The sequence below is a fragment of the Citrobacter gillenii genome, from assembly GCF_013337685.1.
GTDB classification, from domain to species: Bacteria; Pseudomonadota; Gammaproteobacteria; order Enterobacterales; family Enterobacteriaceae; genus Citrobacter; species Citrobacter gillenii.
In genome coordinates this window covers 753,348-780,169 of the sequence record NZ_SUQN01000001.1, presented here as the reverse complement: position 1 = coordinate 780,169, position 26,822 = coordinate 753,348, and the positions used below count along the sequence as shown (strand labels likewise).

26 protein-coding genes and 2 pseudogenes are annotated in these 26,822 nt (G+C 53.6%); 14 read left to right on the top strand and 14 right to left on the bottom strand.

Features of this window, described 5'->3' with window-relative positions; all coding sequences use genetic code 11:
- Positions 1–168: 168 nt before the first annotated feature.
- Positions 169–903: a flagellar brake protein YcgR gene (gene ycgR / locus FCH32_RS03675; protein ID WP_174360504.1), complete on the top strand. Its 735-nt coding sequence runs from the start codon at positions 169–171 to the stop codon at positions 901–903.
- 11 nt (positions 904–914) lie between these two features.
- On the opposite strand, the gene emtA is transcribed toward ycgR, so the two are convergent.
- Positions 915–1,526, bottom strand: coding sequence for a membrane-bound lytic murein transglycosylase EmtA (emtA, locus tag FCH32_RS03670; RefSeq protein ID WP_096756738.1), 612 nt, complete (start codon positions 1,524–1,526; stop codon positions 915–917).
- A gap of 98 nt (positions 1,527–1,624) precedes the next feature.
- On the opposite strand from emtA, the gene ldcA reads away from it, so the two are divergent.
- Both ldcA and FCH32_RS03660 read left to right on the top strand, forming a co-directional pair.
- Positions 1,625–2,539: a muramoyltetrapeptide carboxypeptidase gene (ldcA, locus tag FCH32_RS03665; RefSeq protein WP_174360503.1), complete on the top strand. Its 915-nt coding sequence runs from the start codon at positions 1,625–1,627 to the stop codon at positions 2,537–2,539.
- A gap of 97 nt (positions 2,540–2,636) precedes the next feature.
- Positions 2,637–4,304: pseudogene (locus tag FCH32_RS03660) on the top strand (potassium/proton antiporter); the annotation flags it as partial.
- Positions 4,305–4,307: 3 nt separating this feature from the next.
- On the opposite strand, the pseudogene FCH32_RS23410 reads toward FCH32_RS03660, so the two are convergent.
- The 3 genes and pseudogenes from FCH32_RS23410 to FCH32_RS03650 form a co-directional block, all read right to left on the bottom strand.
- Positions 4,308–4,358 (bottom strand): annotated as a pseudogene (locus FCH32_RS23410) (hypothetical protein); the annotation flags it as partial.
- 115 nt (positions 4,359–4,473) lie between these two features.
- Positions 4,474–5,544 carry a catabolic alanine racemase DadX gene (dadX, locus tag FCH32_RS03655; protein ID WP_135911881.1) on the bottom strand — a complete coding sequence of 357 codons (1,071 nt, stop codon included), beginning with the start codon at positions 5,542–5,544 and terminating at the stop codon, positions 4,474–4,476.
- A 12-nt stretch (positions 5,545–5,556) separates the two neighbouring features.
- Entirely contained in the window at positions 5,557–6,855 is a 1,299-nt protein-coding gene (locus FCH32_RS03650) for a D-amino acid dehydrogenase (RefSeq protein WP_115258254.1), read from the bottom strand.
- Between the two features lie 322 nt (positions 6,856–7,177).
- Between FCH32_RS03650 and FCH32_RS03645 the strand changes: the two genes are divergently transcribed.
- The gene (locus FCH32_RS03645) at positions 7,178–8,710 is read left to right on the top strand and encodes a SpoVR family protein (protein ID WP_096756733.1); all 1,533 of its coding nucleotides are present in this window, start codon (positions 7,178–7,180) and stop codon (positions 8,708–8,710) included.
- Between the two features lie 102 nt (positions 8,711–8,812).
- On the opposite strand, the gene fadR is transcribed toward FCH32_RS03645, so the two are convergent.
- Positions 8,813–9,532 (bottom strand): fatty acid metabolism transcriptional regulator FadR, encoded by a 720-nt coding sequence (gene fadR / locus FCH32_RS03640; protein ID WP_096756732.1) that lies wholly within the window; start codon positions 9,530–9,532, stop codon positions 8,813–8,815.
- Positions 9,533–9,769: 237 nt separating this feature from the next.
- Here fadR and nhaB point away from each other — a divergent pair, with 237 nt between their 5' ends.
- The 3 genes from nhaB (at position 9,770) to FCH32_RS03625 (ending at position 12,436) form a co-directional block, all read left to right on the top strand.
- Positions 9,770–11,311, top strand: a complete 1,542-nt coding sequence (gene nhaB / locus FCH32_RS03635; protein ID WP_137399979.1) for a Na(+)/H(+) antiporter NhaB — start codon at positions 9,770–9,772, stop codon at positions 11,309–11,311.
- Positions 11,312–11,452: 141 nt separating this feature from the next.
- A complete protein-coding gene (dsbB, locus tag FCH32_RS03630; protein ID WP_096756730.1) occupies positions 11,453–11,983 on the top strand; it encodes a disulfide bond formation protein DsbB in 531 nt (176 codons plus the stop codon).
- Between the two features lie 111 nt (positions 11,984–12,094).
- A complete protein-coding gene (locus FCH32_RS03625; RefSeq protein ID WP_096756729.1) occupies positions 12,095–12,436 on the top strand; it encodes a TehB family protein in 342 nt (113 codons plus the stop codon).
- 29 nt (positions 12,437–12,465) lie between these two features.
- Here FCH32_RS03625 and FCH32_RS03620 read toward each other — a convergent pair whose 3' ends face one another.
- The 3 genes from FCH32_RS03620 to FCH32_RS03610 all read right to left on the bottom strand — a co-directional run bounded on the left by FCH32_RS03620 (position 12,466) and on the right by FCH32_RS03610 (position 14,027).
- Positions 12,466–12,912 carry a YcgN family cysteine cluster protein gene (locus FCH32_RS03620; protein WP_196209307.1) on the bottom strand — a complete coding sequence of 149 codons (447 nt, stop codon included), beginning with the start codon at positions 12,910–12,912 and terminating at the stop codon, positions 12,466–12,468.
- A gap of 92 nt (positions 12,913–13,004) precedes the next feature.
- A complete protein-coding gene (locus FCH32_RS03615) occupies positions 13,005–13,664 on the bottom strand; it encodes a fumarylacetoacetate hydrolase family protein (RefSeq protein WP_096756728.1) in 660 nt (219 codons plus the stop codon).
- A gap of 69 nt (positions 13,665–13,733) precedes the next feature.
- The gene (locus FCH32_RS03610) at positions 13,734–14,027 is read right to left on the bottom strand and encodes a YcgL domain-containing protein (RefSeq protein WP_096756727.1); all 294 of its coding nucleotides are present in this window, start codon (positions 14,025–14,027) and stop codon (positions 13,734–13,736) included.
- A gap of 126 nt (positions 14,028–14,153) precedes the next feature.
- Between FCH32_RS03610 and minC the strand changes: the two genes are divergently transcribed.
- The 3 genes from minC to minE are packed head-to-tail and all read left to right on the top strand — an operon-like array spanning position 14,154 to position 15,967.
- Positions 14,154–14,861 (top strand): septum site-determining protein MinC, encoded by a 708-nt coding sequence (minC, locus tag FCH32_RS03605; protein ID WP_096756726.1) that lies wholly within the window; start codon positions 14,154–14,156, stop codon positions 14,859–14,861.
- A 23-nt stretch (positions 14,862–14,884) separates the two neighbouring features.
- On the top strand, positions 14,885–15,697 hold the full coding sequence (minD, locus tag FCH32_RS03600) for a septum site-determining protein MinD (RefSeq protein WP_096756725.1): 813 nt from the start codon (positions 14,885–14,887) through the stop codon (positions 15,695–15,697).
- A gap of 3 nt (positions 15,698–15,700) precedes the next feature.
- On the top strand, positions 15,701–15,967 hold the full coding sequence (gene minE, locus FCH32_RS03595) for a cell division topological specificity factor MinE (protein WP_003833739.1): 267 nt from the start codon (positions 15,701–15,703) through the stop codon (positions 15,965–15,967).
- Between the two features lie 134 nt (positions 15,968–16,101).
- On the opposite strand, the gene rnd is transcribed toward minE, so the two are convergent.
- From rnd to FCH32_RS03570, 5 genes are all read right to left on the bottom strand, one after another.
- A complete protein-coding gene (rnd, locus tag FCH32_RS03590) occupies positions 16,102–17,217 on the bottom strand; it encodes a ribonuclease D (RefSeq protein ID WP_174360502.1) in 1,116 nt (371 codons plus the stop codon).
- Positions 17,218–17,301: 84 nt separating this feature from the next.
- Positions 17,302–18,987 carry a long-chain-fatty-acid--CoA ligase FadD gene (gene fadD, locus FCH32_RS03585; protein WP_135911878.1) on the bottom strand — a complete coding sequence of 562 codons (1,686 nt, stop codon included), beginning with the start codon at positions 18,985–18,987 and terminating at the stop codon, positions 17,302–17,304.
- A gap of 204 nt (positions 18,988–19,191) precedes the next feature.
- On the bottom strand, positions 19,192–19,776 hold the full coding sequence (locus FCH32_RS03580) for a Slp family lipoprotein (protein ID WP_135911877.1): 585 nt from the start codon (positions 19,774–19,776) through the stop codon (positions 19,192–19,194).
- 105 nt (positions 19,777–19,881) lie between these two features.
- Entirely contained in the window at positions 19,882–20,577 is a 696-nt protein-coding gene (tsaB, locus tag FCH32_RS03575) for a tRNA (adenosine(37)-N6)-threonylcarbamoyltransferase complex dimerization subunit type 1 TsaB (protein ID WP_115258249.1), read from the bottom strand.
- Between the two features lie 58 nt (positions 20,578–20,635).
- Positions 20,636–22,546 (bottom strand): DNA repair helicase YoaA, encoded by a 1,911-nt coding sequence (locus FCH32_RS03570; RefSeq protein ID WP_174360501.1) that lies wholly within the window; start codon positions 22,544–22,546, stop codon positions 20,636–20,638.
- Between the two features lie 142 nt (positions 22,547–22,688).
- On the opposite strand from FCH32_RS03570, the gene FCH32_RS03565 reads away from it, so the two are divergent.
- On the top strand, positions 22,689–23,033 hold the full coding sequence (locus FCH32_RS03565; protein ID WP_096756718.1) for a RidA family protein: 345 nt from the start codon (positions 22,689–22,691) through the stop codon (positions 23,031–23,033).
- A gap of 6 nt (positions 23,034–23,039) precedes the next feature.
- Here FCH32_RS03565 and FCH32_RS03560 read toward each other — a convergent pair whose 3' ends face one another.
- A complete protein-coding gene (locus FCH32_RS03560) occupies positions 23,040–23,225 on the bottom strand; it encodes a YoaH family protein (protein WP_096756717.1) in 186 nt (61 codons plus the stop codon).
- 83 nt (positions 23,226–23,308) lie between these two features.
- On the opposite strand from FCH32_RS03560, the gene pabB reads away from it, so the two are divergent.
- The 3 genes from pabB (at position 23,309) to sdaA (ending at position 26,800) form a co-directional block, all read left to right on the top strand.
- A complete protein-coding gene (pabB, locus tag FCH32_RS03555) occupies positions 23,309–24,670 on the top strand; it encodes an aminodeoxychorismate synthase component 1 (RefSeq protein WP_174360500.1) in 1,362 nt (453 codons plus the stop codon).
- A gap of 3 nt (positions 24,671–24,673) precedes the next feature.
- Entirely contained in the window at positions 24,674–25,252 is a 579-nt protein-coding gene (locus tag FCH32_RS03550) for a CoA pyrophosphatase (protein ID WP_117342931.1), read from the top strand.
- 183 nt (positions 25,253–25,435) lie between these two features.
- Entirely contained in the window at positions 25,436–26,800 is a 1,365-nt protein-coding gene (gene sdaA / locus FCH32_RS03545) for an L-serine ammonia-lyase (protein ID WP_096756714.1), read from the top strand.
- The last annotated feature ends 22 nt before the right edge of the window (positions 26,801–26,822 follow it).

Sequence of the window (26,822 nt, the reverse complement as noted above, 5' to 3'; positions counted from 1 at the left end):
GCAAGCCATTCCTGCGCCAGTACGTTAAGTATAGGCAAGCCGTCGCCCGGCGTTTTTCTACAGCTTGCGTTCAGCTGACTTAATAAAAAATTTCATCCATTTGTATTAAGTTCTGTCGCGCGATGCCGATAATCCAACGACAAACCAGGCATCCAGGAGTCATTAGGTGTGAGCAACTACCATGAGCAGTTCCTGAAGCAAAATCCATTGGCGGTGTTAGGCGTTCTCCGCGACTTAAATTCACAGCAGATCCCCCTGCGAATCTCCTGGTCAGGAGGGCAATTCATCAGCAAAATTCTCGCGGTGAGCCCGGATGAATTAGTTATGGATTTTGGCAGCCAGGAATATGAAAACCAGGCCGTTCAGAGGGCAAACCACGTCTCTGTCATCGCTGAAACGCAGGGCGCCAAGGTCGAGTTCACCCTGCCTCAGCTCAAAAAAGGGGAATTTCAACGGTTGCCGGCATTTATCTCGTCGCTGCCGCCCGCGCTGTGGTTTGTCCAGCGCCGGGAATATTTCCGTATTGGTGCCCCATTGCATCCGCCCTATCACTGCACGGCAAAAATGCCGGACAACAGCATTTTACGTTTTCGGTTGTTCGATTTATCGCTCGGCGGGATGGGCGCGCTGTTAGAAGAGGCAAAACCAGAAGGACTGGTGGAGGGCATGCGCTTTTCGCAGGTTGAAATCAACATGGAACAATGGGGAATGTACCACGTTGACGCCCAGCTTATTTCCATCAGCGAGCGCAAAGTTATCGACGGGAAAAATGAAACCATCACTACTCCCCGCCTGAGCTTCCGTTTTCTCAACGTCAGCCCGGCGGTGGAGCGGAACTTACAGCGGATTATTTTTTCACTCGAACGTGAGGCCCGGGAAAAATCCAACAAGGTACGCGAGTAACCTCACGCGAACTACATCACATCCAGCGCTTGCTGAAGCTTCCAGATATAACGCGGAGCCTGCGGCGCCGGATGATTATCAGCCACATGCTCAATAAACTCATCCGGACTGAGATCGTTGATTTTGTTGATGGCTTTTTTCCTGTCGGAGGAGAATGTCCGCAGCAACGCCCCCGCACCGTTGGCATATGACACCACCAGCGCATATTGCATCACCTGTGGGTCTTCGATGCCGGCCAATGGTCCGGTTTCGAGAATATTCAGGTACGCGGCACCCATTGAGATGTTGCGCTCAGGGTTTTTCAGCTCACTGGTTGACGGCTCGCCACTCCAGCCCATCCGACGGTAGACATCCCGTCCGGAGGTAGAGGCTTTGAGCTGCATCAGCCCAACGGCGTTAGATTTACTGACCGCATTCGGATTTCCGCCTGATTCAATGGCGATGATGGCCGTAATCAATTGTGGGCTTACCCCCCAGGCCGCGCCGGCTTTTTCACTGATCGGCATCCATTGCATTGCGCGTTTAACCGGAACTTCAGCATTCCATGGCGGATTTTTGTAATCCTGTTTTGAACTACAGCCCGCAAGTAATACAACCAAAAAAGCAAACCATCTCAATTTCACGTCATCTATCCTTATAGCCGGAACCTGTCGCTGAGGTGACAACGACATACCTACGCGGCATGATATACATTTGGTTTTAGTTGTAGCAAGGAAATGCCATGTCCCGGTTTCACTTAATTGCCCCCTCGGGCTACTGTATCAACCAGCAAGCGGCATTGCGCGGGCTTTCGCGCCTTACTGAGGCCGGTCATCAGGTCACAAACTCGGCGGTTATTGCACGTCGCTACCAGCGTTTTGCCGGGACGGAAACCGAACGGTTGGCGGATGTGAATGCATTGGTTGAGCTGAAAACGCCCGATACCATTGTACTGGCGGTGCGCGGCGGCTATGGCGCCAGCCGTTTACTGGATGCTATTGACTGGCAGGCACTGACCGCCCGCCAGCAACACGACCCACTGCTCATTTGCGGACACAGCGACTTTACGGCAATCCAGTGCGGCCTGCTGGCACAAGGCAACGTCATTACCTTCAGCGGCCCGATGTTAGCGGCCAATTTTGGTGCCGAAGAAATGAACGCGTTTACCGAACACCATTTCTGGCAGGCATTACGCAATGCGCAATTTACTATCGACTGGCAAGGTGATGGTCCGGACTGCGCCACCGAAGGCACGCTGTGGGGCGGTAATCTGGCGATGCTCATTTCGCTGATTGGCACCCCGTATATGCCCGCCATTGATAACGGTATTCTGGTGCTGGAAGACATTAATGAGCATCCGTTCCGCGTCGAGCGCATGCTGTTGCAGCTGTACCACGCGGGCATTTTAGCCCGTCAGAACGCCATTATTCTCGGCAGTTTTAGCGGCAGCGCACCAAACGATTACGACGCTGGCTACAATCTGGAGGAAGTCTGCACATTGCTGCGTGCCAGACTGTCGGTACCGTTGATTAGCGGTCTCGATTTTGGTCACGAACAGCGTACCGTCACGCTCCCGCTCGGGGCAAAAGCGGTGCTGCGAAACGTGAAAAATAGCAGCCAGCTCACCTTAACCGGGCATCCGGTGCTGAAATCGTAAAAAAAGCCGCTAACAGGGCTAAGTAAAACGCTGTTTCTGCCGCTAATATGTTAGGGTTTGTTAATACGAAACAGCGTAATTCAGGAGTAACCGAACGTTGGATGCCGCAGCAATTATTAGCCTTTTTATTTTGGGTTCCGTTCTCGTCACCTGCAGTATCTTACTCAGTTCATTCTCATCACGTCTTGGTATCCCGATCCTGGTGATATTCCTCGCGATCGGTATGTTAGCGGGCGTAGATGGCATTGGCGGTATTCCTTTTGATAACTACCCTTTCGCCTACATGGTGAGTAACCTGGCGCTAGCGGTTATCCTGCTTGATGGCGGGATGCGTACCCAGGCCAGTTCCTTTCGCGTAGCGCTCGGTCCGGCATTATCACTGGCGACCGTGGGCGTGCTGATCACCTCCGGCTTAACCGGCATGATGGCCGCGTGGCTGTTTCATCTGGATCTCATCGAGGGTTTATTGATTGGCGCGATTGTTGGCTCAACCGACGCCGCGGCGGTATTTTCCCTGCTCGGTGGGAAGGGTCTGAACGAACGTGTCGGCTCGACGCTGGAAATAGAATCGGGCAGCAATGACCCAATGGCGGTGTTTCTGACCATCACGCTAATTGAAATGATCCAAAACCACGAGACCGGCTTAAGCTGGATGTTCGCGGTGCATATTATTCAACAGTTCGGTCTGGGTATTGCGCTGGGTCTGGGTGGCGGTTATCTGCTCCAGCAAATGATTAACCGGATTTCGCTGCCTGCCGGATTGTATCCACTGCTGGCGTTAAGCGGCGGGATCCTGATTTTTGCCCTCACCACCGCGCTGGAAGGCAGCGGTATTCTGGCGGTCTACCTGTGTGGCTTCCTGTTGGGTAATCGCCCCATTCGCAACCGGTTCGGTATTCTACAAAACTTTGACGGCCTGGCCTGGCTGGCGCAAATCGCCATGTTCCTGGTACTGGGTCTGCTAGTGACGCCGTCCGACCTGCTGCCCATTGCCATTCCGGCGCTGATTTTGTCTGCCTGGATGATTTTCGTTGCCCGCCCGCTGTCGGTGTTCGCCGGGCTGCTGCCGTTCCGGGGTTTTAATCTGCGTGAGCGCATTTTCATCAGTTGGGTCGGCTTGCGCGGTGCGGTGCCGATCATCCTCGCCGTCTTCCCGATGATGGCCGGGCTGGACAATGCCCGTCTGTTCTTTAACGTGGCGTTCTTCGTCGTCCTGATTTCGCTGTTGTTTCAGGGGACATCGCTCTCGTGGGCTGCCAAAAAAGCCAAAGTGGTGGTTCCACCGGTCGGCTGGCCCGTTTCGCGCATTGGTCTGGATATTCATCCTGACAATCCCTGGGAGCAGTTTGTTTATCAACTGAGTGCCGATAAATGGTGTGTGGGGGCCGCACTACGCGACCTGCATATGCCAGACGAGACGCGAATTGCCGCGCTGTTTCGTGACAACGTGCTGTTTCATCCGTCGGGCAGCACCCGCCTGCGCGAAGGTGACGTGCTGTGCGTTATTGGTCGCGAGCGCGATCTTCCCGCATTAGGCAAGCTGTTCAGCCAGTCGCCGCCGGTCGCGTTAGACCAGCGTTTCTTTGGTGACTTTATTCTCGAAGCCAGCGCCAAATACGCCGACGTGGCGCTGATATACGGGCTGGAAGATGGCACTGAATATCGCGATAAGCAGCAGACACTGGGTGAGATCGTCCAGCAATTGTTAGGCGCCGCACCGGTGGTCGGCGACCAGGTCGAATTTGCCGGGATGATCTGGACTGTGGCCGAGAAAGAAGATAATTCGGTGCTGAAAGTCGGCGTTCGCGTGGCAGAAGATGAGGATGAATAATAGTGATGTTTTTGCCGGGTAGCGGCTGCGCCTTACCCGGCTTACAAATGTACTGCTATTGTAGGCCTGATAAGCGCAGCGCCATCAGGCAACTTTACAAAAGTTACACCGTCACAACCGGTACGCGCAGCGCCAGCGAGCACATCAGCTCGTACCCCACCGTACCGGCCGCGGTAGCCACATCGTCGATTTTGATCTCTTTGCCCCACAGCTCTACCGGCGTACCAATGCCTGCCTGAGGACATGGCGTCAGATCCACTGCCAGCATATCCATCGACACCGTGCCGACCGTCCCGGTACGGACACCGTCCACCAGCACCGGCGTGCCGCTCGGTGCATGGCGCGGATATCCATCGGCATAGCCGGTCGCCACAATCCCGATACGTTGTTCACCGCGTGCGGTGTAACGCCCACCGTAGCCGACCCTGTCACCGGCCTTCAGCGTTTGCACCCCGATGACCTCGCTGTTCAGGCTCATTACCGGTTTGAGACCGGTGTTGGCGATGTCCCGCCATTGCCCTGACGGAGAGGCGCCGTACAAAATAATACCCGGTCGTACCCAGTCGAAATGGGCTTCCGGGTGCCACAGCGTGGCGGCGGAGTTTGACAGCGAACGTCGGCATTCAAGCCCTTCCGTCGCCTGTGCAATACGCGCCATCGCGTCCTGAATACCGTCCGGATGTTCGGCATCAGCAAAGTGCGACATCAGCGTCATTTCACCCACATTCGGCATCGCCCGCAGCTGTTGCCAGACGGTTGCCACCCGCTCAGGCAAAAAGCCCAGACGGTTCATGCCGCTGTTAACCTTCAGGTATACATCCAGCGGAGCGTTCAGTCGGGCATTTTGTAACGCTTTGAGCTGCCAGTTGCTGTGTACACAGGTGGTTAAACGATATTGGTCATACACCGTCAGATCGTCGGCGTGGAAAAAACCTTCCAGCATTAAGATCGGGCCTTTCCAGCCACGCTCGCGCAGCGTTATCGCTTCTTCCAGATTCAGCATGGCGAAACCGTCGGTGGTCCCCAGCGCATTCCAGACGCGCTCAATGCCATGTCCATAAGCATTGGCTTTTACCACCGACCAGACGCGGGCGTCCGGTGCGGCCTGCCGTGCAATGCCTAAATTTTGTTTCAACGCCTGCAGGTCAATGCTGGCCAGTATTGGGCGGGTCATCTCGCGTCCTTCTCAGCTATGTGCGCCGTGTAAATGTCGTGGACGTGACGGCGAAAATCCTGGGCTGTAACGCGCCACGCTCAGGTCATCGTAAGGGATGGCGGGCGTGCGACCAGAAAGAATATCGCTCAGCAACTGTCCCGATCCGCAGGCCATAGTCCAGCCCAGCGTACCGTGACCGGTGTTGAGCAGCAGGTTCTTAAAACGGGTACGCCCAACTACCGGCGTGCCATCCGGCGTCATCGGCCGCAGCCCGGTCCAGAAGGTGGCCTGCTCCACATGCCCCCCGCGCGGAAAGAGATCGCGCACCACCATTTCCAGCGTTTCACGTCGCGGCTGTAATAATTCAGTATTGAAGCCCACGATCTCCGCCATGCCACCCACGCGGATACGGTTATCAAAACGGGTAATGGCAATTTTGTAGGTTTCATCAAGGATAGTCGACACCGGCGCGCCGTCGTCCTCCGCGATCGGAATGGTCAGCGAATAACCTTTGAGTGGGTAAACCGGGATATCGACCATCCCTTTCAGCATAGCCGTGGAGTAAGAGCCAAACGCCATCACATAAGCATCGGCTTTGATAATTTCCTCGCCACACTGCACGCCATAAATCTGCTCGCCATCGCTCAGCAGCTTATCAACCGGTGTGTTGAAGCGGAATTTAACCCCTGCCAGCTCCGCCATTTGCGCCAGGCGTTGGGTAAACAGCTGACAGTCGCCGGTTTCGTCATTCGGTAGACGCAGCCCGCCGGTCAGCTTATGCGCCACTTCGGCCAGCGCCGGTTCCACTTCCGCGAGGCGATGGGCTTCCAGCAGTTGATATGGCACACCCGCATCTTCCAGAACGGCGATGTCGCGCGTGGCGTTCTCATACTGCTGCGCAGTACGGAATAGCTGCAGCGTCCCGCCCTGACGACCTTCATATTCAATGCCGGTAGTGGCTCGCAGCGCCTTCAGGCAATCACGGCTATATTCCGCCAGACGCACCATACGACCTTTGTTTTCCATGTAATGACTGGTGTCACAGTTGCGTAGCATCTGCCACATCCATTTCAGTTGGAACTGCGTGCCGTCAAGGCGAACGGCCAACGGCGCATGGCGTTGAAACATCCATTTAATCGCTTTTAGCGGTACGCCGGGTGCCGCCCACGGTGCTGCATAGCCTGGAGAGATTTGCCCCGCATTCGCCGCACTGGTTTCCAGCGCCGGACCGGGCTCACGATCAATGACGGTGACATCGTGCCCAGCCTGACTTAAATACCAGGCGCTGGTCACGCCAACGACACCACTTCCCAGTATGACAACTCGCATAGCCACTCCGTTAACAGTAAAAGAATAATCATCTAATTACATCTTGATAACTCAGTTGAAAATATTATTCAACATATGGCTTTTTTATGGTGATGTATCTCACACATAGCGGTAACGACAGGGATGTCTCTGCTTTAGGATCTCCTGCTGTGCGTCATTTTTATCCAGCATAAAATTTCGTGAACATCCTGTTTTTCGATGTTGGATTAACGTGATATCGCAAAGAAAAATTTTCTGCCGCAGCACGTTTTTTAACACCGTGTTCTATGCTTGAAATGAGGTACTCCAGACAGAGAGTGCCGCCAACAATGAGGGTGCGCGAATGGCTACGATTGATTCCATGAACAAGGACACCACACGGTTGAGCGATGGACCCGACTGGACGTTTGATCTGCTGGATGTCTATCTGGCGGAAATAGACCGCGTGGCAAAACTCTACCGACTGGAGACCTATCCGCACCAAATCGAGGTCATTACCTCCGAGCAGATGATGGACGCCTACTCCAGCGTCGGGATGCCGATTAACTATACCCACTGGTCGTTTGGTAAAAAATTTATTGAAACCGAACGTCTGTATAAGCACGGTCAGCAAGGGCTGGCTTATGAGATTGTCATCAACTCCAACCCATGTATCGCGTATCTGATGGAGGAGAACACCATCACCATGCAGGCGCTGGTGATGGCACACGCCTGCTATGGGCATAACTCCTTCTTCAAGAACAACTACCTTTTCCGTAGCTGGACGGATGCCAGCTCCATTGTTGATTATCTGATTTTTGCCCGAAACTACATTACCCAGTGTGAAGAGCGCTACGGCGTCGACGAAGTCGAAAAACTGCTCGATTCCTGCCATGCACTGATGAACTACGGTGTCGATCGCTATAAACGCCCGCAAAAAATTTCATTGCAGGAAGAGAAAGCGCGGCAAAAAAGCCGCGAAGAATATCTGCAAAGTCAGGTAAATATGCTGTGGCGTACCTTGCCGAAAAAAGAGGAAGAGAAAACCGTGTTTGAAGCGCGGCGTTATCCTTCTGAACCCCAGGAAAACCTGCTGTACTTTATGGAAAAAAATGCCCCGCTGCTGGAGTCCTGGCAGCGTGAAGTGCTGCGTATCGTGCGCAAAGTGAGCCAGTATTTTTATCCGCAGAAACAGACCCAGGTGATGAACGAAGGCTGGGCGACGTTCTGGCATTACACCATCCTTAACCACCTGTACGATGAAGGCAAAGTCACCGAGCGGTTTATGCTGGAGTTTCTACACAGCCATACCAATGTGGTGTTCCAGCCGCCGTACAACAGCCCGTGGTATAGCGGGATAAACCCCTATGCGCTCGGATTCGCCATGTTCCAGGACATCAAACGTATTTGTCAGTCTCCGACCGAGGAAGATAAATACTGGTTCCCGGATATCGCCGGTTCTGACTGGCTGGAAACCCTGCACTTCGCGATGCGTGATTTTAAAGATGAGAGCTTTATCAGCCAGTTCCTGTCACCGAAGGTGATGCGTGATTTCCGCCTGTTCACCGTGTTGGACGATGACAGACATAATTATCTGGAAATCTCAGCAATTCATAACGAAGAGGGATACCGTGAAATTCGTAACCGGCTGTCGTCGCAGTATAACCTGAGCAACCTGGAGCCAAACATTCAGGTATGGAATGTCGATTTGCGCGGCGATCGCTCTCTCACACTGCGCTATATCCCGCATAATCGCGCCCCGCTGGATAAGGGCCGCAAAGAGGTGCTGAAGCACGTCCATCGGTTATGGGGTTTTGACGTGACGCTGGAGCAACAAAATGAGGATGGCAGCGTGGAATTGCTGGAACGTTGCCCGCCGAGAATGAACGGTCTGTGAATCTTATTGCCGGGTGGCGACGCGAAAGCGTCTTATCCGGCCTACACTAGACATCCACGTAGGCCGGATAAGGTGTTCACACCGCCATCCGGCATTGAGCGATTAACGGCCCTGAATGGCTAAATCGCCGGGCAGGTTTTTCTGCATGCGATGCCAAATCTCGCCGCTGTCGTGACCGTAACTGCGCACCGTTTCATACACCTGGTCATGGGAGCCCTGCTCACAGAGCAATGACAGCTTACGGTAGAAGCTCAGTGCCAGACCGCGGGCTTCCGGATTGGCGAAATAATGACGACCAATACGGGTATACAATCCCTTCATGCCGTTGAGGATCAGGCCGTAAATCGGATTGCCGGACGCGAATGCCAGGCCGCGGAAAATGTTGTAGTCCAGGTCAGCAAAAGCGTCAGCGTGGTCGGCTACCTGATTTGCCGTCGCCAGCACTTCCTGCGCTTTGTCCGGATGTTGGCGGAATGCGGTGCGAATGAAGATTGTTGAGATGTTGGTACGCACCGACAGCAGATTATCAATGAGCTGCGGAACGCTCTCGTGATCGAGGCGCGCCAGCGTTTCAAGAATATTCAGTCCTGACGTTTCCCAGAAATTATTCACTTTCGTCGGTTTGCCGTGCTGAATGGTCAACCAGCCGTCCCGCGCCAGGCGCTGTAACACTTCGCGTAGCGTGGTGCGTGTTACTCCGATAAGTTCAGAGAGTTCACGTTCAGCGGGCAAAATAGTGCCTGGGGGGAAGCGGTTATTCCAGATACTTTCAATGATGTACTCTTCCGCGAACCCCGCTGGGCTTTGCGCCTTAATGACCATAGTAATAATTCCATTACACAGCAAAACATAGTTACACACATCATACCAGACGGGTCTGATAGCTGATAGCTGAGGCAATGAAGAAAAAGTGGATCAAGGCTTCATTTTCCAGATAACGCTGGGGCGCAATTGGCGCGACGAAGCACGTGAAGAGCTTGCCTGCGTTCCCTCCTCCCGCTAAGCTTTGCCGTCAAACATAAAAACATGATTTCATTTTTACAGGTAAGGGAAACTGCCATGGAGCTATCCTGGGGTCGCGCGCTGTGGCGCAACTTTTTAGGCCAGTCGCCGGACTGGTACAAACTCGCATTATTATCCTTCTTAATCGTTAACCCGATTATTTTCTTCATCAACCCGTTCGTTGCCGGGTGGCTGCTGGTGGCTGAGTTCATTTTTACGCTGGCAATGGCGCTCAAATGTTATCCGCTGCTGCCGGGTGGCCTGCTGGCGATTGAAGCCGTCGTCATTGGCATGACCAGCGCCACGCACGTGCGTGAAGAGATTGCCGCCAATCTTGAGGTGTTATTGCTGCTGATGTTTATGGTGGCGGGCATCTACTTTATGAAGCAGTTACTGCTGTTTATTTTTACCCGATTGCTGCTGAGCATTCGCTCTAAAATGCTGCTGTCGCTGTCCTTCTGCGTAGCCGCCGCCTTCCTGTCCGCGTTCCTCGATGCATTGACCGTGGTCGCCGTCGTGATAAGCGTGGCGGTCGGTTTTTATGGCATTTACCACCGCATCGCCTCTTCCCGTGGGGAAGATAATATGCTCGATGACAGCCATATTGATCAGCACAATAAAGCCGTGCTCGAGCAGTTCCGCGGTTTTCTGCGCAGCCTGATGATGCATGCCGGCGTCGGCACGGCGTTAGGCGGCGTGATGACCATGGTTGGTGAACCGCAAAACCTGATTATCGCCAAAGCGGCGGGCTGGCATTTCGGGGATTTCTTCCTGCGGATGTCCCCGGTCACCGTCCCGGTGCTGATCTGCGGACTGCTAACCTGCATGCTGGTCGAGAAATTACGTTGGTTTGGCTATGGTGAAACATTGCCTGAAAAGGTACGTGACGTTCTGCAGCAATATGACGATCAAAGCCGCCAGCAGCGTACCCGCCAGGACAAGATCAAACTGATTGTCCAGGCGATTATCGGCGTCTGGCTGGTTATCGCCCTGGCCCTGCATCTGGCCGAAGTTGGACTGATAGGCCTGTCGGTTATCATCCTGGCGACGTCCTTAACGGGGGTCACTGATGAACATGCTATCGGCAAGGCGTTCACCGAGTCACTGCCGTTCACCGCGCTGCTGACCGTGTTCTTCTCAATTGTGGCCGTAATTATCGATCAGCAATTGTTCGCTCCGATTATTCATTTTGTTTTACAGGCTTCAGAGCATGCCCAGCTCACTCTGTTCTACCTCTTTAACGGTCTGCTTTCTTCTATCTCCGATAACGTCTTTGTAGGCACGATTTACATTAACGAAGCCAAAGCGGCGATGGAGCACGGGACCATCAGCCTGAACCAGTTCGAACTGTTAGCCGTGGCGATTAATACCGGGACTAACCTGCCTTCCGTCGCAACTCCGAATGGCCAGGCCGCATTCCTGTTCCTGCTGACTTCCGCACTGGCACCGTTGATTCGCCTCTCCTATGGCCGCATGGTATGGATGGCGCTGCCGTATACCCTCGTACTGACGCTGGTCGGTCTTTTGTGCGTGGAATTCACCCTCGTCCCGGTGACCGAGTGGATGACGCAAATAGGCTGGTTAGCTACACTTTCATAACAACTTACCGGGCAAATCACTGCCCGGTTTGACTTTTTGCATGATAATTATCCGATTACACAATATTTCAATAGCTGCTAGTGGCGCATAAATTGAATTGGTTTAAACTGCGCTCTCTACGCATGTTGCAGGGAATTTATTATGTTGCGATTTTTAAACCAGTGCTCCCGCGGTCGCGGAGCATGGTTATTGTTGGCGCTAACCGCCCTGGCGCTGGAACTCGTTGCGCTGTGGTTCCAGCACGTGATGCTGCTTAAACCTTGCGTGTTGTGTATTTACGAACGTAGTGCGTTATTCGGCGTAATGGGTGCCGGGCTGGTGGGTGCTATCGCGCCAAAAACGCCGCTGCGTTATGTAGCGATGGTTATCTGGATTTACAGCGCCTGGCGCGGTCTGCAGTTAGCATATGAGCACACCATGATCCAGCTTCACCCGTCTCCGTTCATGACCTGTGATTTTGCGGCGCGCTTTCCGAGCTGGTTACCGCTGGACAAATGGCTGCCTCAGGTTTTCCTGGCATCCGGCGACTGCGCCGAGCGTCAGTGGTCTTTTTTAACCCTTGAAATGCCACAGTGGCTATTAGGGATCTTTGCTGCGTACCTGGTGGTCGCCGTGCTGGTGGTCATTGCCCAACCGTTTAAACCGAAAAAACGCGACCTCTTCGGTCGCTAACAGAGACGCTCCTTCGGGAGCGTTTTTTTTTGCCATAATGTCATTGCTTGGTGGCATCTATAAGATGTATATTAAATACATCTTATAGATGCCACACCAAGGAGATGTCCCATGTCCCATTTACGCATCCCGGCAAACTGGAAAGTTAAACGCTCTACTCCCTTTTTCACAAAAGACACTGTCCCAGCCGCACTGCTCTCCCACCATAACACCGCAGCAGGCGTCTTTGGACAGCTTTGCGTGATGGAAGGTACGGTAACGTATTACGGCTTTGCGAATGAAGAAGCGAAAGAACCTGAAGTTAAAGTGGTGATAAATGCCGGTCAGTTTGCGACCAGCCCACCGCAGTACTGGCATCGTGTTGAATTAAGCGACGACGCGCAGTTCAACATTAATTTCTGGGTTGAAGATGACAACCACTCAGATGAGATGTATCAGGCGAAAAAATCTTAATCTTTAGCGCCTGTTAACCGATGGGCGGCTCAGTCCGCCCATGAAGGTTTGTTCAAAATGTGATCCTGCCAGTCGTGTACTTCTGATTCTTTCACCGCAATATGACGGACTGAAATACGCTCACCGTGCATCGCGGCTTTCGAGCCAGTCAGTAGCGGGTGCCAGTCCGGCAGCCCTTTCCCTTCCGCAAGCAGACGATACGCGCAGGTCATCGGTAGCCATTCAAAAGTTGGCAAATTGTCACGCGTCAGCTTGATGCAATCAGGCTCGTATTCGAAACGACGTTCGTAGTTACGGCACTGGCAGGTTTTGATATTGAGCTGCTTACAGGCGACGTTGGTAAAATAGATTTCGTCGGTATCTTCATCCATCAGCTTATGCAGGCAGCATTGACCACATCCGTCGCATAATGACTCCCACTCGGCATCGGTCATTTCATCCAGGGTTTTGCTTTGCCAGAAAGGTATGTCGCTCATCAGGGTATCCGCTATTGCAATAAAGCTGCACCTTATAACCAGTCTGGCACGTTGATGCAAGTTTTGCCGCCCGAAAAGGCGGCAAGAAGAGATTACAGTACTCTCGTCGTCAGCGTTTGACCGTGAAAACCGATCGCCAGCTCATCACCACTGTGTAACGGCCCTACGCCTTCTGGCGTTCCTGTCAATACCACATCCCCCGCTTTGAGGGTGAAGAAACGACTCATGTAGGCAATCAACGGAATAATGTGATGGATCATGTCCGCCGTAGAACCGTGCTGACGTGTTTCACCGTTTACCGTCAGACTGAGCAGCGTATTTTGCGGATCGCCGTTAAACTCCGATACCGGAATGAAGCCCGACAGCGGACAGGAATTATCAAATCCCTTCGCTTTTTCCCACGGCTGCCCCGCTTTCTTCATTTTGCCCTGAATATCGCGCAGGGTCAGATCCAGCGCCACGCCATAACCGGCAATGGCTTTACGCACATGATCTTCCGTTGCCTGGCGCAGGGTCGCGCCAATCAGCACAGCCAGCTCAACTTCGTGGTGCACCGCCCCCATATCCGCCGGGATAACCAGCGGTTGGCGCAGGTCGCACAATGCCGTTTCCGGTTTGATAAACAGCACGGGTTCATCTGGCGTTGCGCTGCCCATCTCCTTAATGTGCTTTGCGTAATTACTGCCCACGCAAACCACTTTACTCACTGGGTAATCCAGCAGAGCACCATGCCAGTTGTGATGTTGATACATGACTTTCCCCTAACGTCGTCTTCGATTTCAGGAACTGCATCGACGGGACATGCGGCTGCCGGATACAGTTTAACCTTTAGCGTCTGGTATATTTTGTTTTGCCACAGACAGATGCTGTTTGAGTAAATCTTCTGGCGGTGGCGGGATTTGTAAATAATAGCCCTGCTCGGTTAACGCCTGTTTTACTTTTTCAAGGTCAGCGTTCACCAGTTTCTTGCGACCATCAAGTGGTAAAATCATTGCCAGTTTCGGCTGACCAAAACCTTTCATCAGTTCTTCAGGAACGCGAGAGAAATCGTCTTTTTTTTCGACATATAAATAGGTCTGGTCACGTTTGCTGCTTCGGTAGATCACACAAAACATATCTTTTACTCTGAATTCACGGAATGGTGGCTTGCCTCAATATAATACTGACTATAACATGCCTTATAGTCTTCGGAATATCACCCCGCGCTGGGGATGATAAATAGCAAATTGAGTAAGGCCAGGATGTCAAACACGCCAATCGAGCTTAAAGGCAGTAGCTTCACCTTATCTGTGGTTCACTTGCACGAGTCAGAACCCGAGGTTATTCGTCAGGCGTTGGAAGACAAAATCGCGCAGGCTCCTGCTTTTTTAAAACATGCTCCCGTGGTGATCAACGTCAGTGGCCTTGAAAGCCCGGTAAACTGGCCAACGCTGCAGAAAGTTGTCGCATCTACCGGTCTGCGCATTATCGGCGTTAGCGGCTGCAAAGATGCCAGACTCAAAGCAGAGATCGACGAAATGGGCCTGCCTTTACTGACTGAAGGTAAAGAAAAAGCGCTGCGCCCTGCCCCCATTGCTGAACCCGCACCTGCCGCGCCGGTACAAAACGTTACTCCCATCACAAAAACACGATTAATAAATGTCCCGGTTCGTTCCGGTCAGCGCATTTATGCACCACAATGTGATCTGATTGTTACAAACCACGTCAGCGCGGGCGCAGAACTCATCGCTGACGGCAATATTCACGTTTATGGCATGATGAGAGGCCGTGCACTGGCGGGTGCAAGCGGCGATCGAGAAGCACAGATTTTTTGTACCCACCTGACGGCAGAACTGGTGTCTATCGCAGGTGTTTATTGGCTGAGTGATAAAATCCCAGCAGAATTTTATGGCAAAGCGGCGCGTCTGCAATTAGCAGAGAACGCTTTGACAGTTCAACCGTTGAATTGATCCCTTTTTAACAAGGAATTTCTATGGCACGCATTATTGTTGTTACTTCGGGTAAAGGGGGCGTTGGCAAAACCACCTCCAGCGCGGCCATCGCTACAGGTTTGGCCCAGAAGGGAAAGAAAACTGTCGTTATTGATTTTGATATCGGCCTGCGTAACCTCGATTTAATCATGGGTTGCGAACGCCGCGTCGTTTACGACTTCGTCAACGTTATTCAGGGCGATGCGTCGTTAAATCAGGCGTTAATCAAAGATAAGCGTACTGAAAATCTCTTTATTCTTCCGGCCTCACAGACTCGCGATAAAGACGCGCTGACGCGTGAAGGCGTCGCAAAAGTTCTGGATGATCTGAAATCGATGGACTTCGACTTCATCGTCTGCGACTCCCCGGCCGGTATTGAAACCGGTGCGCTAATGGCACTGTATTTTGCCGATGAAGCGATTATTACCACCAACCCGGAAGTGTCTTCAGTACGTGACTCTGACCGTATTCTGGGCATTCTGGCGTCGAAATCTCGTCGCGCGGAAAATGGTGAAGATCCGATTAAAGAGCATCTGCTGCTTACGCGCTACAACCCTGGCCGCGTAAACAGAGGCGACATGCTCAGCATGGAAGACGTACTGGAAATTCTGCGCATCAAACTGGTTGGTGTGATTCCGGAAGATCAGTCAGTCCTGCGCGCATCTAACCAGGGTGAGCCGGTGATCCTCGACATCAATGCGGATGCTGGCAAAGCTTATGCAGATACCGTAGACCGTCTGTTGGGAGAAGAACGTCCTTTCCGCTTCGTTGAAGAAGAGAAGAAAGGTTTCCTCAAACGCCTGTTCGGAGGATAAGTTATGGCATTACTGGATTTTTTTCTCTCGCGGAAAAAGAGCACAGCAAACATCGCTAAAGAGCGACTGCAGATCATTGTTGCGGAACGTCGTCGTAGTGACGCCGAACCGCATTATTTACCGCAGTTGAGGAAAGATATTCTCGACGTTATCTGTAAGTATGTACAAATCGATCCAGAGATGGTCACTGTACAACTTGAACAAAAAGACGGCGATATTTCTATCCTCGAACTTAACGTGACATTACCAGAAGCAGAAGAGTCGAAATAAGCGCTTTGGTAAAAAAGTTGTGGTCGAAAAAAGGCAGAATATTCTGCCTTTTTTATTTTCAGTGACCCGTCCTGAATAGCGTTATTACCGAGTAAACAGTAGATAGGGTTCCAGAATAACCACCAGACACTCGCTTATTGTGGATATTCCAGCAACAGGGCGTTAAGTCGCTCGGCCATCAGCTCGCCACGCCAGCCGGAAATAAGCTCCGGCAAGGAAGACTTCGGCTTTAATTTCCAGTGCCAGTTAAGCAACTGATTTATCTGACGGCGGGAGGCCAGCAGCTCCACGCTGAGATTGTGTTCCGCGCTCACGTCAGCCACCAACGCCTTAATGGCTTTGAAGGCTTTACGGTAGCCCGGCATATCCATCAGGTTCAGCAGTGGTTCAGGCAACGATGCTTCCGGCAGGGCCTGCGCTTTTTCTACCAATGAAATCAGTGTCTTGCCATGGAAGCGAATTTCGCTCCCGGAAAGACCGAGGCTGTCCAGCTCACCCAGACTACCCGGCATATAGCGCGCCACTGACCACAGGTGCTCTTCGCGTACCACGAAATTCACCGCCAGATCGCGTTCACGCGCTTTACGCAGTCGCCAGTCAGCCAGCAGTTGCAGGCAGGCAAGCTGACGGGTACGCAGCTGCCAGGCGTTGGTAATGTCACGCCACGCGTCCTCAGGCGCCAGTACTTCCTGGCGACGCTGCTGCATTAAACGACACTCATCCAGCGCGGCCGGTAGCCAGCCAGAGGCATCGGTTTCAGCCATCAGTTTTGCGGTGATCGGTAATAAATACCAGACGTCCGCGGCAGCATACTCACACTGACGCTCAGTCAGCGGTCGGGCCAGCCAGTCCGTACGGGATTCGCTTTTGTCCAGCGCCACCCCCGTAAACTCTTCCACCATCGCGGCAAATCCCCACGACAGCGGGCGACCGCAAAACGCGGCCAGAATTTGCGTATCAATCAGCGGCTGCGGAAGTTCGCCAAAGGTGTTGAGAAACACTTCCAGGTCTTCACTTCCCGCGTGCAGGAATTTGGTTATCGTGGTGTCGCATAAAATGTCGCGCAGCGGCGACCAGTCGGTGATCCCCAGCGGATCAATCAGAGCAACGTGTTTGCCGTCAAACAGCTGAATGAGTCCCAGCTGCGGATAATAGGTACGCGTGCGAACAAATTCAGTATCCAGGGCAATCGCCGGAAACTCACGAACGGCTTCGCACAGCGTGGCCAACGCGTCGTCCGTGGTAATCATTTGGTAATTCAAATCGTGCTCTCTCAGGTTTGCGCCAAAAAAAACGCCGGATTAACCGGCGCTTTCTGATGACTGACTTAACGCTCAGCCTTTATTGTCCACTTTGCTACGGGCTTCGTCACGCAATTCTCGTCGCAAAATTTTGCCGACGTTAGATTTTGGTAACTCATCACGGAATTCCACCAGCTTCGGGACCTTGTAGCCGGTCAACTGACGGCGGCAGAACGTAATCAGCGCTTCATCGGTGAGTGACGCGTCTTTCTTCACGACAAAAATCTTCACCGCTTCACCGCTGCTGCCCGAGGGCACGCCCACCGCGGCTACTTCCTGAACGCCAGGATGTTGCATCACCACATCTTCAATTTCGTTCGGATAAACGTTAAAACCGGAGACCAGGATCATATCTTTTTTGCGATCGACGATACGTAGGAAGCCTTCGTCGTCCATCACCGCAATATCCCCGGTGTGCAGCCAACCATCTTTAACAATTTCATCGGTCGCATCCGGGCGCTGCCAGTAACCCAGCATCACCTGCGGGCCTTTCACGCACAGTTCACCCGGCTCGCCCGGCGGGACTTCGTTATCGTCATCATCCACCAGCTTAACCTCAGTGGAGGGAACCGGCAGGCCAATACTGCCGCTGTGATAGTCGATATCATGCGGATTGACGCTCACCAGCGGCGAACACTCGGTCAGGCCATATCCTTCCAGCAGATATTGGCCGGTCAGCTTCACCCAACGTTCTGCAACCGCCTGCTGGACGGGCATACCCCCCCCTGCAGAAAGATGCAGCGACGAGAAATCCAGTTGCTGGAAGTCTTTGTTATTCAACAAGGCGTTGAACAGCGTATTGACGCCGGTCATGGCGGTAAACGGGTATTTCGCCAGCTCTTTTACCAGGCCCGGAATATCTCGTGGGTTAGTGATCAGTACGTTTTGACCGCCAAGCTCAATAAACAGCAGGCAGTTCATCGTTAAAGCAAAAATGTGATACAGCGGTAGCGCGGTGATCACCAGCTCTTTACCCGGATGCAGCAACGGACCGTAAGTAGCATGGACCTGCTCGAGGTTCGCCAGCATATTGCGGTGGGTGAGCATTGCACCTTTTGCCACACCGGTTGTCCCCCCGGTGTATTGCAGGAAGGCCAGATCTTCAGAGACCACTTCAGGCTTCACATACTGCATGCGATACCCGTTTTGTAACGCACTGCGAAACGAGATGGCATCAGGCAGGTGATATTTCGGTACCAGCCGCTTAATGTACTTCACAACAAAGTTAACCAGCGTTCCTTTGGCGGTTGAGAGCTGATCGCCCATTCGCGTCAGGATCACGTGCTGAACCGATGTTTTATCGACCACTTTCTCCAGCGTGTGGGCAAAGTTGGACACGATCACAATCGCTGCCGCGCCGCTGTCATTAAGCTGATGCTCCAGTTCACGCGGTGTGTACAATGGGTTCACGTTTACCACAATCATGCCGGCACGCAGAATGCCAAACAGCGCCACCGGATACTGCAGCAGGTTCGGCATCATCAGTGCGACACGATCGCCCTTTTTCAACCCCAGCCCTTCTTGCAAATATGCCGCAAATGCGCGGCTACGCTCTTCGAGTTTGCGGAAGGTCATCACCTCCCCCATATTCACAAACGCGGGCTGATCGGCATAGCGCCTGACTGAATGTTCAAACAGTTCCACCAGGGATTGATAACGGTCAGGATTGATCTCCGCGGGAACACCTGCGGGATAACGGTTAAGCCAAACCTTTTTCAATACATCACCTCTAAAATGCGTATTCGTCGTCATCACAACCCCAGACAATAAACAAACTGTTAACATAATATTAACTCAGCGTACCAGTTTGTTTATTACACAACGACAAGGTTGCGAAGCACGTCACTATTTATTTTTCTTATAGCCACATAAATGCAGAAACAGCGGACACGCCGCTGCTTCTTTTACATATAAATCAAAGAGTTATTCCGTAACTATCGTCTGAACCTGTGCCGGACCTGGATTGTACCATCCCCATCCGCCGTAGCCGCCGTATGGCCAGCCACGCGCACCGTAGAACCAGGGATCGATGGGCTGCGGAGGCATCACGATCTGCTGAGTAATATGCCAGCGTTTATAACCGGTTACCTGCATCAGCATGAACTTATACGGCGTACTGCCAATTTTACCGTCCACCGTGCCGCTAATAGACCCTACGACGGTGACCAGTTGTCCGCGGAAATCCACCGGATCGAGAAAGCCATTAACATCGGCATAAATACGCCCGCGTGAGGCTTCACCCAAAATCGGACGCGCGCCGCTGTCGAGAGGCACGGTGGCAATTTCCAGTCGGGATTTCCCCTGCTGATTCTGAATGTCCACCACTTTGCCGCCAAAGCGAGCTTCCTGTCCGACGTACAGTTGCGGCGCATTCATGACCCGTACCAGATCCTGTTGCGGCGTTGGGCTTGAACCTTTAATCGCATCAGGAATGGTAACGCAACCGCTTAGCATGAACGCCAATGCGCCCGTCAACACGCCTTTTAATACCCATTTTTGAACCGCCATGTTGCGACTCCCTTATCTCAGCGCCTGTCCCCGGTGAGTTTCAAACTGCTGCGCATTCATCGCGTTGAGCCCGTTTGAAAGCATCGGGGGATGTACTACTAAGATTCATTCTTTTCCGGGAAGTTTCTTCCACGCCACGGTGTTACGTAAATAAACCGGTTCAGCATGTTCAACCGCTACCGTCTTTCCAGAGGCGAACAGTTGGGTGGCGAGAGGCAACATATCTTCAGCAGCCGGAAGCAAAACGTCGCCATCGCGCAGCATCAGGCCACTGTCTTTACCGAGTTCAGGCCATGCAGGCCAGCCCGTGCCGACCGTTACCCAATCACCGGAAAGCTGCAGCAGTCGCTCATGAACCTGTTCCGGAGTTAATACCGCTTCGGTGTCTTCGCCGTGCCAGATACCGTTCTCATCACGCTGGTATTCGGCCCAGTAGACTTCACCCATGCGCGCATCAATTGCAGCCAGCACGCGCGTTGCGCCGTTTTTGCGCCAGGCCCCCTGCGCCATAGTTGCCAGCGTGGACACGCCGATCATTGGCAAGTTCGCCCCTAACGCCAACCCCTGAGCAATACCAATACCAATACGCACGCCGGTGAAACTACCGGGACCTCGGCCAAACGCCAGAGCGTCGATATCCGTTAATGTGACATTGCCAGCAGTCAGGATATCCTGAACCAGCGGCAGGATGCGTTGGGTATGCTCTCGAGGGCAAAGCTCGAAATGAGATGTGATATTACCGTCATTCCACAGGGCGACAGAGCACGCCTCTGTGGCGGTATCGATAGCCAGAATTCGCATGGGTCTTCGTGATCAGATCAATAAATTTGGCGCGTATCTTAGCACAGTCTGTAACAAATTACTCAGTCGTTGGTATGGCAAGAAAGCGAACCGCGCGGGCAATGTCACGCGTGCGAGGCGCCGGTGGTAGGCTGGCCAGGAATGTCGCACCGTAAGGTCGCATGACCAGCCGGTTATCACAAATCACCAGGACGCCGCGATCGTCAGCGTCACGAATCAAGCGCCCCACCCCCTGCTTAAGCGTGATCACGGCATCCGGGAGCTGGACTTCGTCAAACGGGTCGCCGCCGCGCAGCCGGCAGTCTTCCATACGCGCTTTTAACAGCGGATCGTCCGGCGAGGTAAACGGCAGCTTGTCGATAATAACCAGCGATAGCGTGTCACCTCGTACGTCCACACCTTCCCAGAAGCTGCTGGTCGCCACCAGCAGGGCATTGCCCGCACTGACAAACTGCTGCAATAGCTGCCCTTTGCTGGTCTCCCCCTGCAGCAGGACCGGGAGCGTCATGGTGGCACGAAACTGTTCCGCCAGGTCGCGCATCATTGCGTGCGAGGTACACAGCATAAAGCAGCGCCCATTGTTAGCTTCAATAATGGGGCGCAACATGGCGGCCAGCTGACGCGCCGCCCCCGGCTGGTTAGTTTGCGGGAGATTGCGTGGCACGCACAGCAGCGCCTGTCGCGTGTAGTCAAAGGGGCTCGGCAACAACATTGATTCAGCCTGTTCAATGCCCAGTCGCGCGGTAAAGTGGCGGAGATCGTCGTTGACCGACAGCGTAGCGGAAGTAAAAATCCAGCAGCCCGGCTTTTGGTCCATCACCTCTTTGAATTTATCCGCTACGGTGAGTGGCGTCAGCGCCAGCGTAAAATGCCGTGAAGTGCATTCATACCAGTAGCTGAATCCCGGTTGGTTGATCTCCTTCAGGCGTTTCAAGCGGGCGCGATACAGAGTGGCGCGCTCGAACGCGGCATCCAGCAGCGCCGAACGTCCGAGCGACAGCTTCGCTACGTCGTAGCACAGTTCCAGCGTGTCATCGAGCAGCAAAAATGCCCGCTGGACGCGCTGATCGGCCAGCAATTCACGCAGGTTACCGCGATAGCCCGGCTCGCCCAGCTGCAGGCGGAAATCCTGCGCGCTTTGCGCCAGACGGTCAGCGCACTTTTGTAGTTGCTGGGTATCTTTTAGCTCGGTGCGATAGGCAATGGTAATGTCTTTGGCCAGATCGAGCAGTTGCCGACTGGAAAGCGACTGACCAAAATACTGGCTGGCGATATCCGGTAGCTGATGGGCTTCATCGAAGATCATCACGTCTGCCTCCGGGATCAGCTCCCCGAACCCGCTCTCTTTCACCACCATATCAGCAAGAAACAGATGATGGTTAACTACCACCACATCAGCATCCATGGCTTTTTTACGCGCTTTAACGACAAAACAGTCTTTATACAGTGGGCAGTCGCTGCCCAGACAGTTGTCGTTGGTACTGGTCACCAGCGGCCATGCGTGCGAGTCTTCCGCCACGCTGACGCAGGTGCTGATATCGCCATCAACGGTTTGATTCGACCACGAGCGCAGCAGGATCACGTCGCTTAAGGTTTGCACCGGCAGGTCACCGCCCGCCAGCGCCTGTTGTTCAAGGCGTTCCAGACACAGGTAGTTAGAGCGCCCTTTCAGCAACGCCAGTTTGCCGGTAAATTTCAGCGCTTTTGCCACGGTAGGGAGATCGCGGCTGTAGAGTTGATCCTGCAGCGCTTTCGATCCGGTAGAAATGATCACTTTCTTACCGGCGCGCAGTGCAGGCGCAAGGTAGGCGTAAGTTTTCCCGGTCCCGGTCCCGGCTTCGACGACAAGCGGCTGTGATTTTTCAATGGCATGCGAGACGGCGACGGCCATCTGTCGCTGTGGTTCACGCGGTTTAAAACCCGGTATCGCTTTAGCCAATTTACCGTCTGCTGCAAAATCGTCCGTCACACTACCCCCTGTTCATTTGAACAGGGATTATGTCAGGCCAGCGGGTCTTTCGCCAGTTGAAGAGGTGACGAGGGCACAACATTATGGCAGTCTTGTCGCCAGCAGAAACCGATTAAATAAAAACGTAAATGAGGAATAATTTATGACTATCGTGCGCATTGATGCCGAGGATCGTTGGTCAGACGTGGTGATTCACAACAACACGTTGTATTACACCGGCGTACCGGAAAACCTGGATGCTGACGCGTTTGAACAAACGGCCAACACGCTGGCACAAATTGATGCGGTACTGGAAAAACAGGGCAGCAACAAGTCACGTATTCTTGACGCGACCATTTTCCTGACGGACAAAAGCGACTTCGCCGCCATGAACAAAGCCTGGGACGCGTGGGTCGTTGCCGGTCACGCGCCCGTGCGTTGTACCGTACAGGCCGGGTTGATGAACCCGAAATACAAAGTCGAGATCAAGATTATCGCCGCAGTGTAACGAGCGTTACTCGTCTTCGTCCTCGTCTTCAAAACGCGCCACGATCCGTTCGCCGGTATGAGTGGCGCGAATTTCAGCCGCGACCTGAGTGATCGCTTCGCCGCTGCTCATCCCCTGTGACATCAGTTCGTGAATACGCTCGACTGCTTTTTGCTGCTGTTCATGACTGAGTGAAGGTAAACCTGCAAACATTGTTAACTCCTGCTAGATTGTCTGCGCTAATTATCCCATGCTACCGGGCAGTAAGCCAGTAAAGTAGTAACGAGTCAGGACTGATGAAAACGTTATCTCCCGCAGTAATTACATTACCCTGGCGTCAGGACGCCGCTGAACGCTATTTCTCGACCTTAAGCCATCTGCCGTGGGCGATGCTGCTACATTCGGGGCACGCCGACCACCCGCATAATCGCTTTGATATTCTGGTCGCCGATCCTGTGATGACGCTGGTCACGCGAGATGCAGACACCGCAGTGCATGACAAAGACGGAATCACGCACACGCCTGATGACCCGATGACGGTGTTACGCTCGGCGCTAACTTCACTGGCAATACGGCCCGATTATAATCCCGTTCTTCCCTTCCAGGGAGGGGCGCTGGGCCTGTTTGGCTACGATTTGGGCCGACGCTTCGAAGCGCTGCCAAATGTCGCTGAACGTGATATCACCCTGCCGGATATGGCGGTTGGCATTTACGATTGGGCACTGATTGTCGACCACCAGCGGCAAACCGTGTCGCTGCTCAGCCACGGTGATCTGCAGGCCCGCCGCCACTGGCTGGAAAGCCAGCGCGCGCCAACACGTGAGCCTTTTATGTTAACGTCAGCGTGGCAATCCAATATGAGCCGCGCGCAGTACGGCGAAAAGTTTCGCCAGGTACAGCGCTATCTGCACAGCGGGGACTGCTATCAGGTCAACCTTGCCCAGCGTTTTCAGGCGCAGTATCAGGGGGATGAGTGGCTCGCCTTTGAGCGACTCAACCAGGCCAACCGCGCCCCGTTCAGTGCGTTTATCCGCCTTGAGGAAGGCGCAATCCTCAGCCTGTCGCCAGAGCGGTTTATTCAGTTGGAAAATCGGCAGATCCAGACGCGTCCCATCAAGGGCACCCTGCCGCGACTGGACTCGCCAGATGCAGATCGTCAGCAGGCGCAAAGACTGGCAAACTCACCTAAAGATCGTGCTGAAAACCTGATGATCGTGGATCTGATGCGTAACGACATTGGTCGCGTTGCCGTGCCGGGTTCGGTCAAGGTTCCCGAACTGTTTGTTGTCGAACCCTTCCCTGCCGTGCACCATCTGGTCAGCACCATTACGGCGCGTTTGCCGGAATCGCTGCACGCCACGGATCTGCTGCGCGCCGCCTTCCCTGGTGGTTCCATTACCGGCGCGCCAAAGGTGCGGGCGATGGAAATTATTGACGAACTGGAACCGCACAGACGTAACGCCTGGTGCGGCAGCGTCGGCTATCTGAGCTTTTGCGGCAATATGGATACCAGTATTACCATCCGCACCCTGACGGCCACCGACGGACAGCTTTACTGTTCGGCTGGCGGTGGGGTTGTTGCGGACAGTCAGGAAGACGCTGAATATCAGGAAACGTTTGATAAAGTGAACCGTATTTTGCACCAACTGGAGAACTGAACCGTGGAAAACAGCAGCCTGACGCTTGATGACTTTTTATCGCGCTTTCTTCTCCTGCGCCCGCAGGTCAATCATGAAGCGTTAAACCAGCGCCAGGCCGCCGTGCTGATCCCGGTCGTTCGCCGCCCACAGCCGGGATTGCTGTTAACCCAACGCTCGGTGCATTTGCGTAAACACGCCGGACAGGTTGCCTTCCCGGGCGGAGCTGTAGACAGCAGCGACGCGTCGCTGGTTGCCGCCGCGCTACGAGAAGCCGAGGAGGAAGTGGCCATTCCCCCTTCGTGCGTTGAGGTGATTGGCGTCCTGCCGCCGGTGGATAGCGTCACCGGTTTTCAGGTCACGCCAGTGGTGGGTATTATCCCACCTAATCTGCCCTATCGTGCAAGTGAAGATGAAGTCTCTGCAGTATTCGAAATGCCGCTGGCGCAGGCGTTGCATCTGGGTCGTTATCACCCCTTAGATATCTACCGCCGGGGTGACTCGCATCGCGTCTGGCTTTCCTGGTATGAGCATTATTTCGTCTGGGGAATGACCGCCGGGATAATTCGTGAGCTGGCGCTGCAAATTGGCGTGAAGCCCTGACTATACTTATCTTTACGCACCGCAGACACAACCTGAAACGCCGGTCACAACATTAGTAAAACCGCGGTTATCTATTAGTTTAATTCATGTGAATAGTTAAGCCGATCGCCGCGTTCCCTCTTACACTATGCGCAGTTATAACATCGTTACTGGAAAGCCCAGTCGCCCTGTAGGAGTATTATCGTGATTAGTCTATTCGACATGTTTAAGGTGGGGATCGGTCCCTCATCTTCCCATACCGTAGGGCCTATGAAGGCGGGTAAACAGTTCGTCGATGACCTGGTCGAAAAAGGATTACTGGACAACGTTACTCGTGTCGCCGTCGACGTGTATGGTTCACTGTCGCTCACGGGTAAAGGTCACCACACCGATATCGCCATTATTATGGGTCTGGCAGGCTATGAGCCTGCGACCGTGGACATCGACAGCATTCCCGGATTTATTCGCGATGTAGAAACGCGTGGACGCCTGCTGCTTGCGCAGGGCCAACACGAAGTCGACTTCCCGCAAAACGACGGCATGCGTTTTCGCAACAGCAACCTGTCGCTGCATGAAAACGGTATGCAAATTCATGCCTACAACGGTGACACCGTTGTTTACAGCAAAACATATTATTCCATTGGCGGTGGTTTCATCGTTGATGAAGAACACTTTGGTCAGGACGCGGCGAATGAGGTCAGCGTACCTTATCCGTTCAAATCTGCCGCTGAAATGCTGGAGTACTGCAACAGCACCGGTCTGTCGCTTTCTGGCATGGTGATGCAGAACGAACTTGCGCTGCACAGCAAAAAAGAAATTGAAGAGTATTTTGGTAACGTCTGGCAAACCATGCAGGCCTGTATCGATCGTGGGATGAACACCGAAGGCATTCTGCCGGGGCCGCTGCGCGTGCCTCGTCGTGCCTCTGCCCTGCGTCGTATGCTGGTCTCCAGCGACAAACTCTCCAACGATCCGATGAACGTGATCGACTGGGTGAACATGTTTGCGCTGGCCGTAAACGAAGAGAACGCTGCGGGTGGTCGCGTTGTGACAGCGCCGACCAACGGTGCTTGCGGCATCGTGCCTGCGGTTCTGGCTTATTACGATCACTTCATTGAGCCCGTCAGCCCGGATATCTATACCCGCTATTTCCTGGCGGCCGGTGCAATTGGCGCGCTGTACAAAATGAATGCCTCTATCTCTGGCGCAGAAGTGGGCTGCCAGGGCGAAGTCGGTGTGGCATGTTCTATGGCCGCAGCAGGTCTGGCAGAGTTACTGGGTGCGAGCCCGGAGCAGGTATGTGTGGCTGCCGAAATCGGTATGGAACACAACCTCGGCTTAACCTGCGATCCGGTTGCCGGACAGGTCCAGGTGCCGTGCATTGAGCGTAACGCCATTGCTTCCGTGAAGGCGATCAACGCGGCACGTATGGCCATGCGTCGTACCAGCGCCCCGCGCGTCTCGCTGGATAAAGTCATCGAGACCATGTACGAAACCGGCAAGGACATGAACGCCAAATACCGCGAAACCTCCCGCGGCGGCCTGGCGATCAAAGTTCAGTGTGACTAATACTTAATTTTCGCCCATCTGC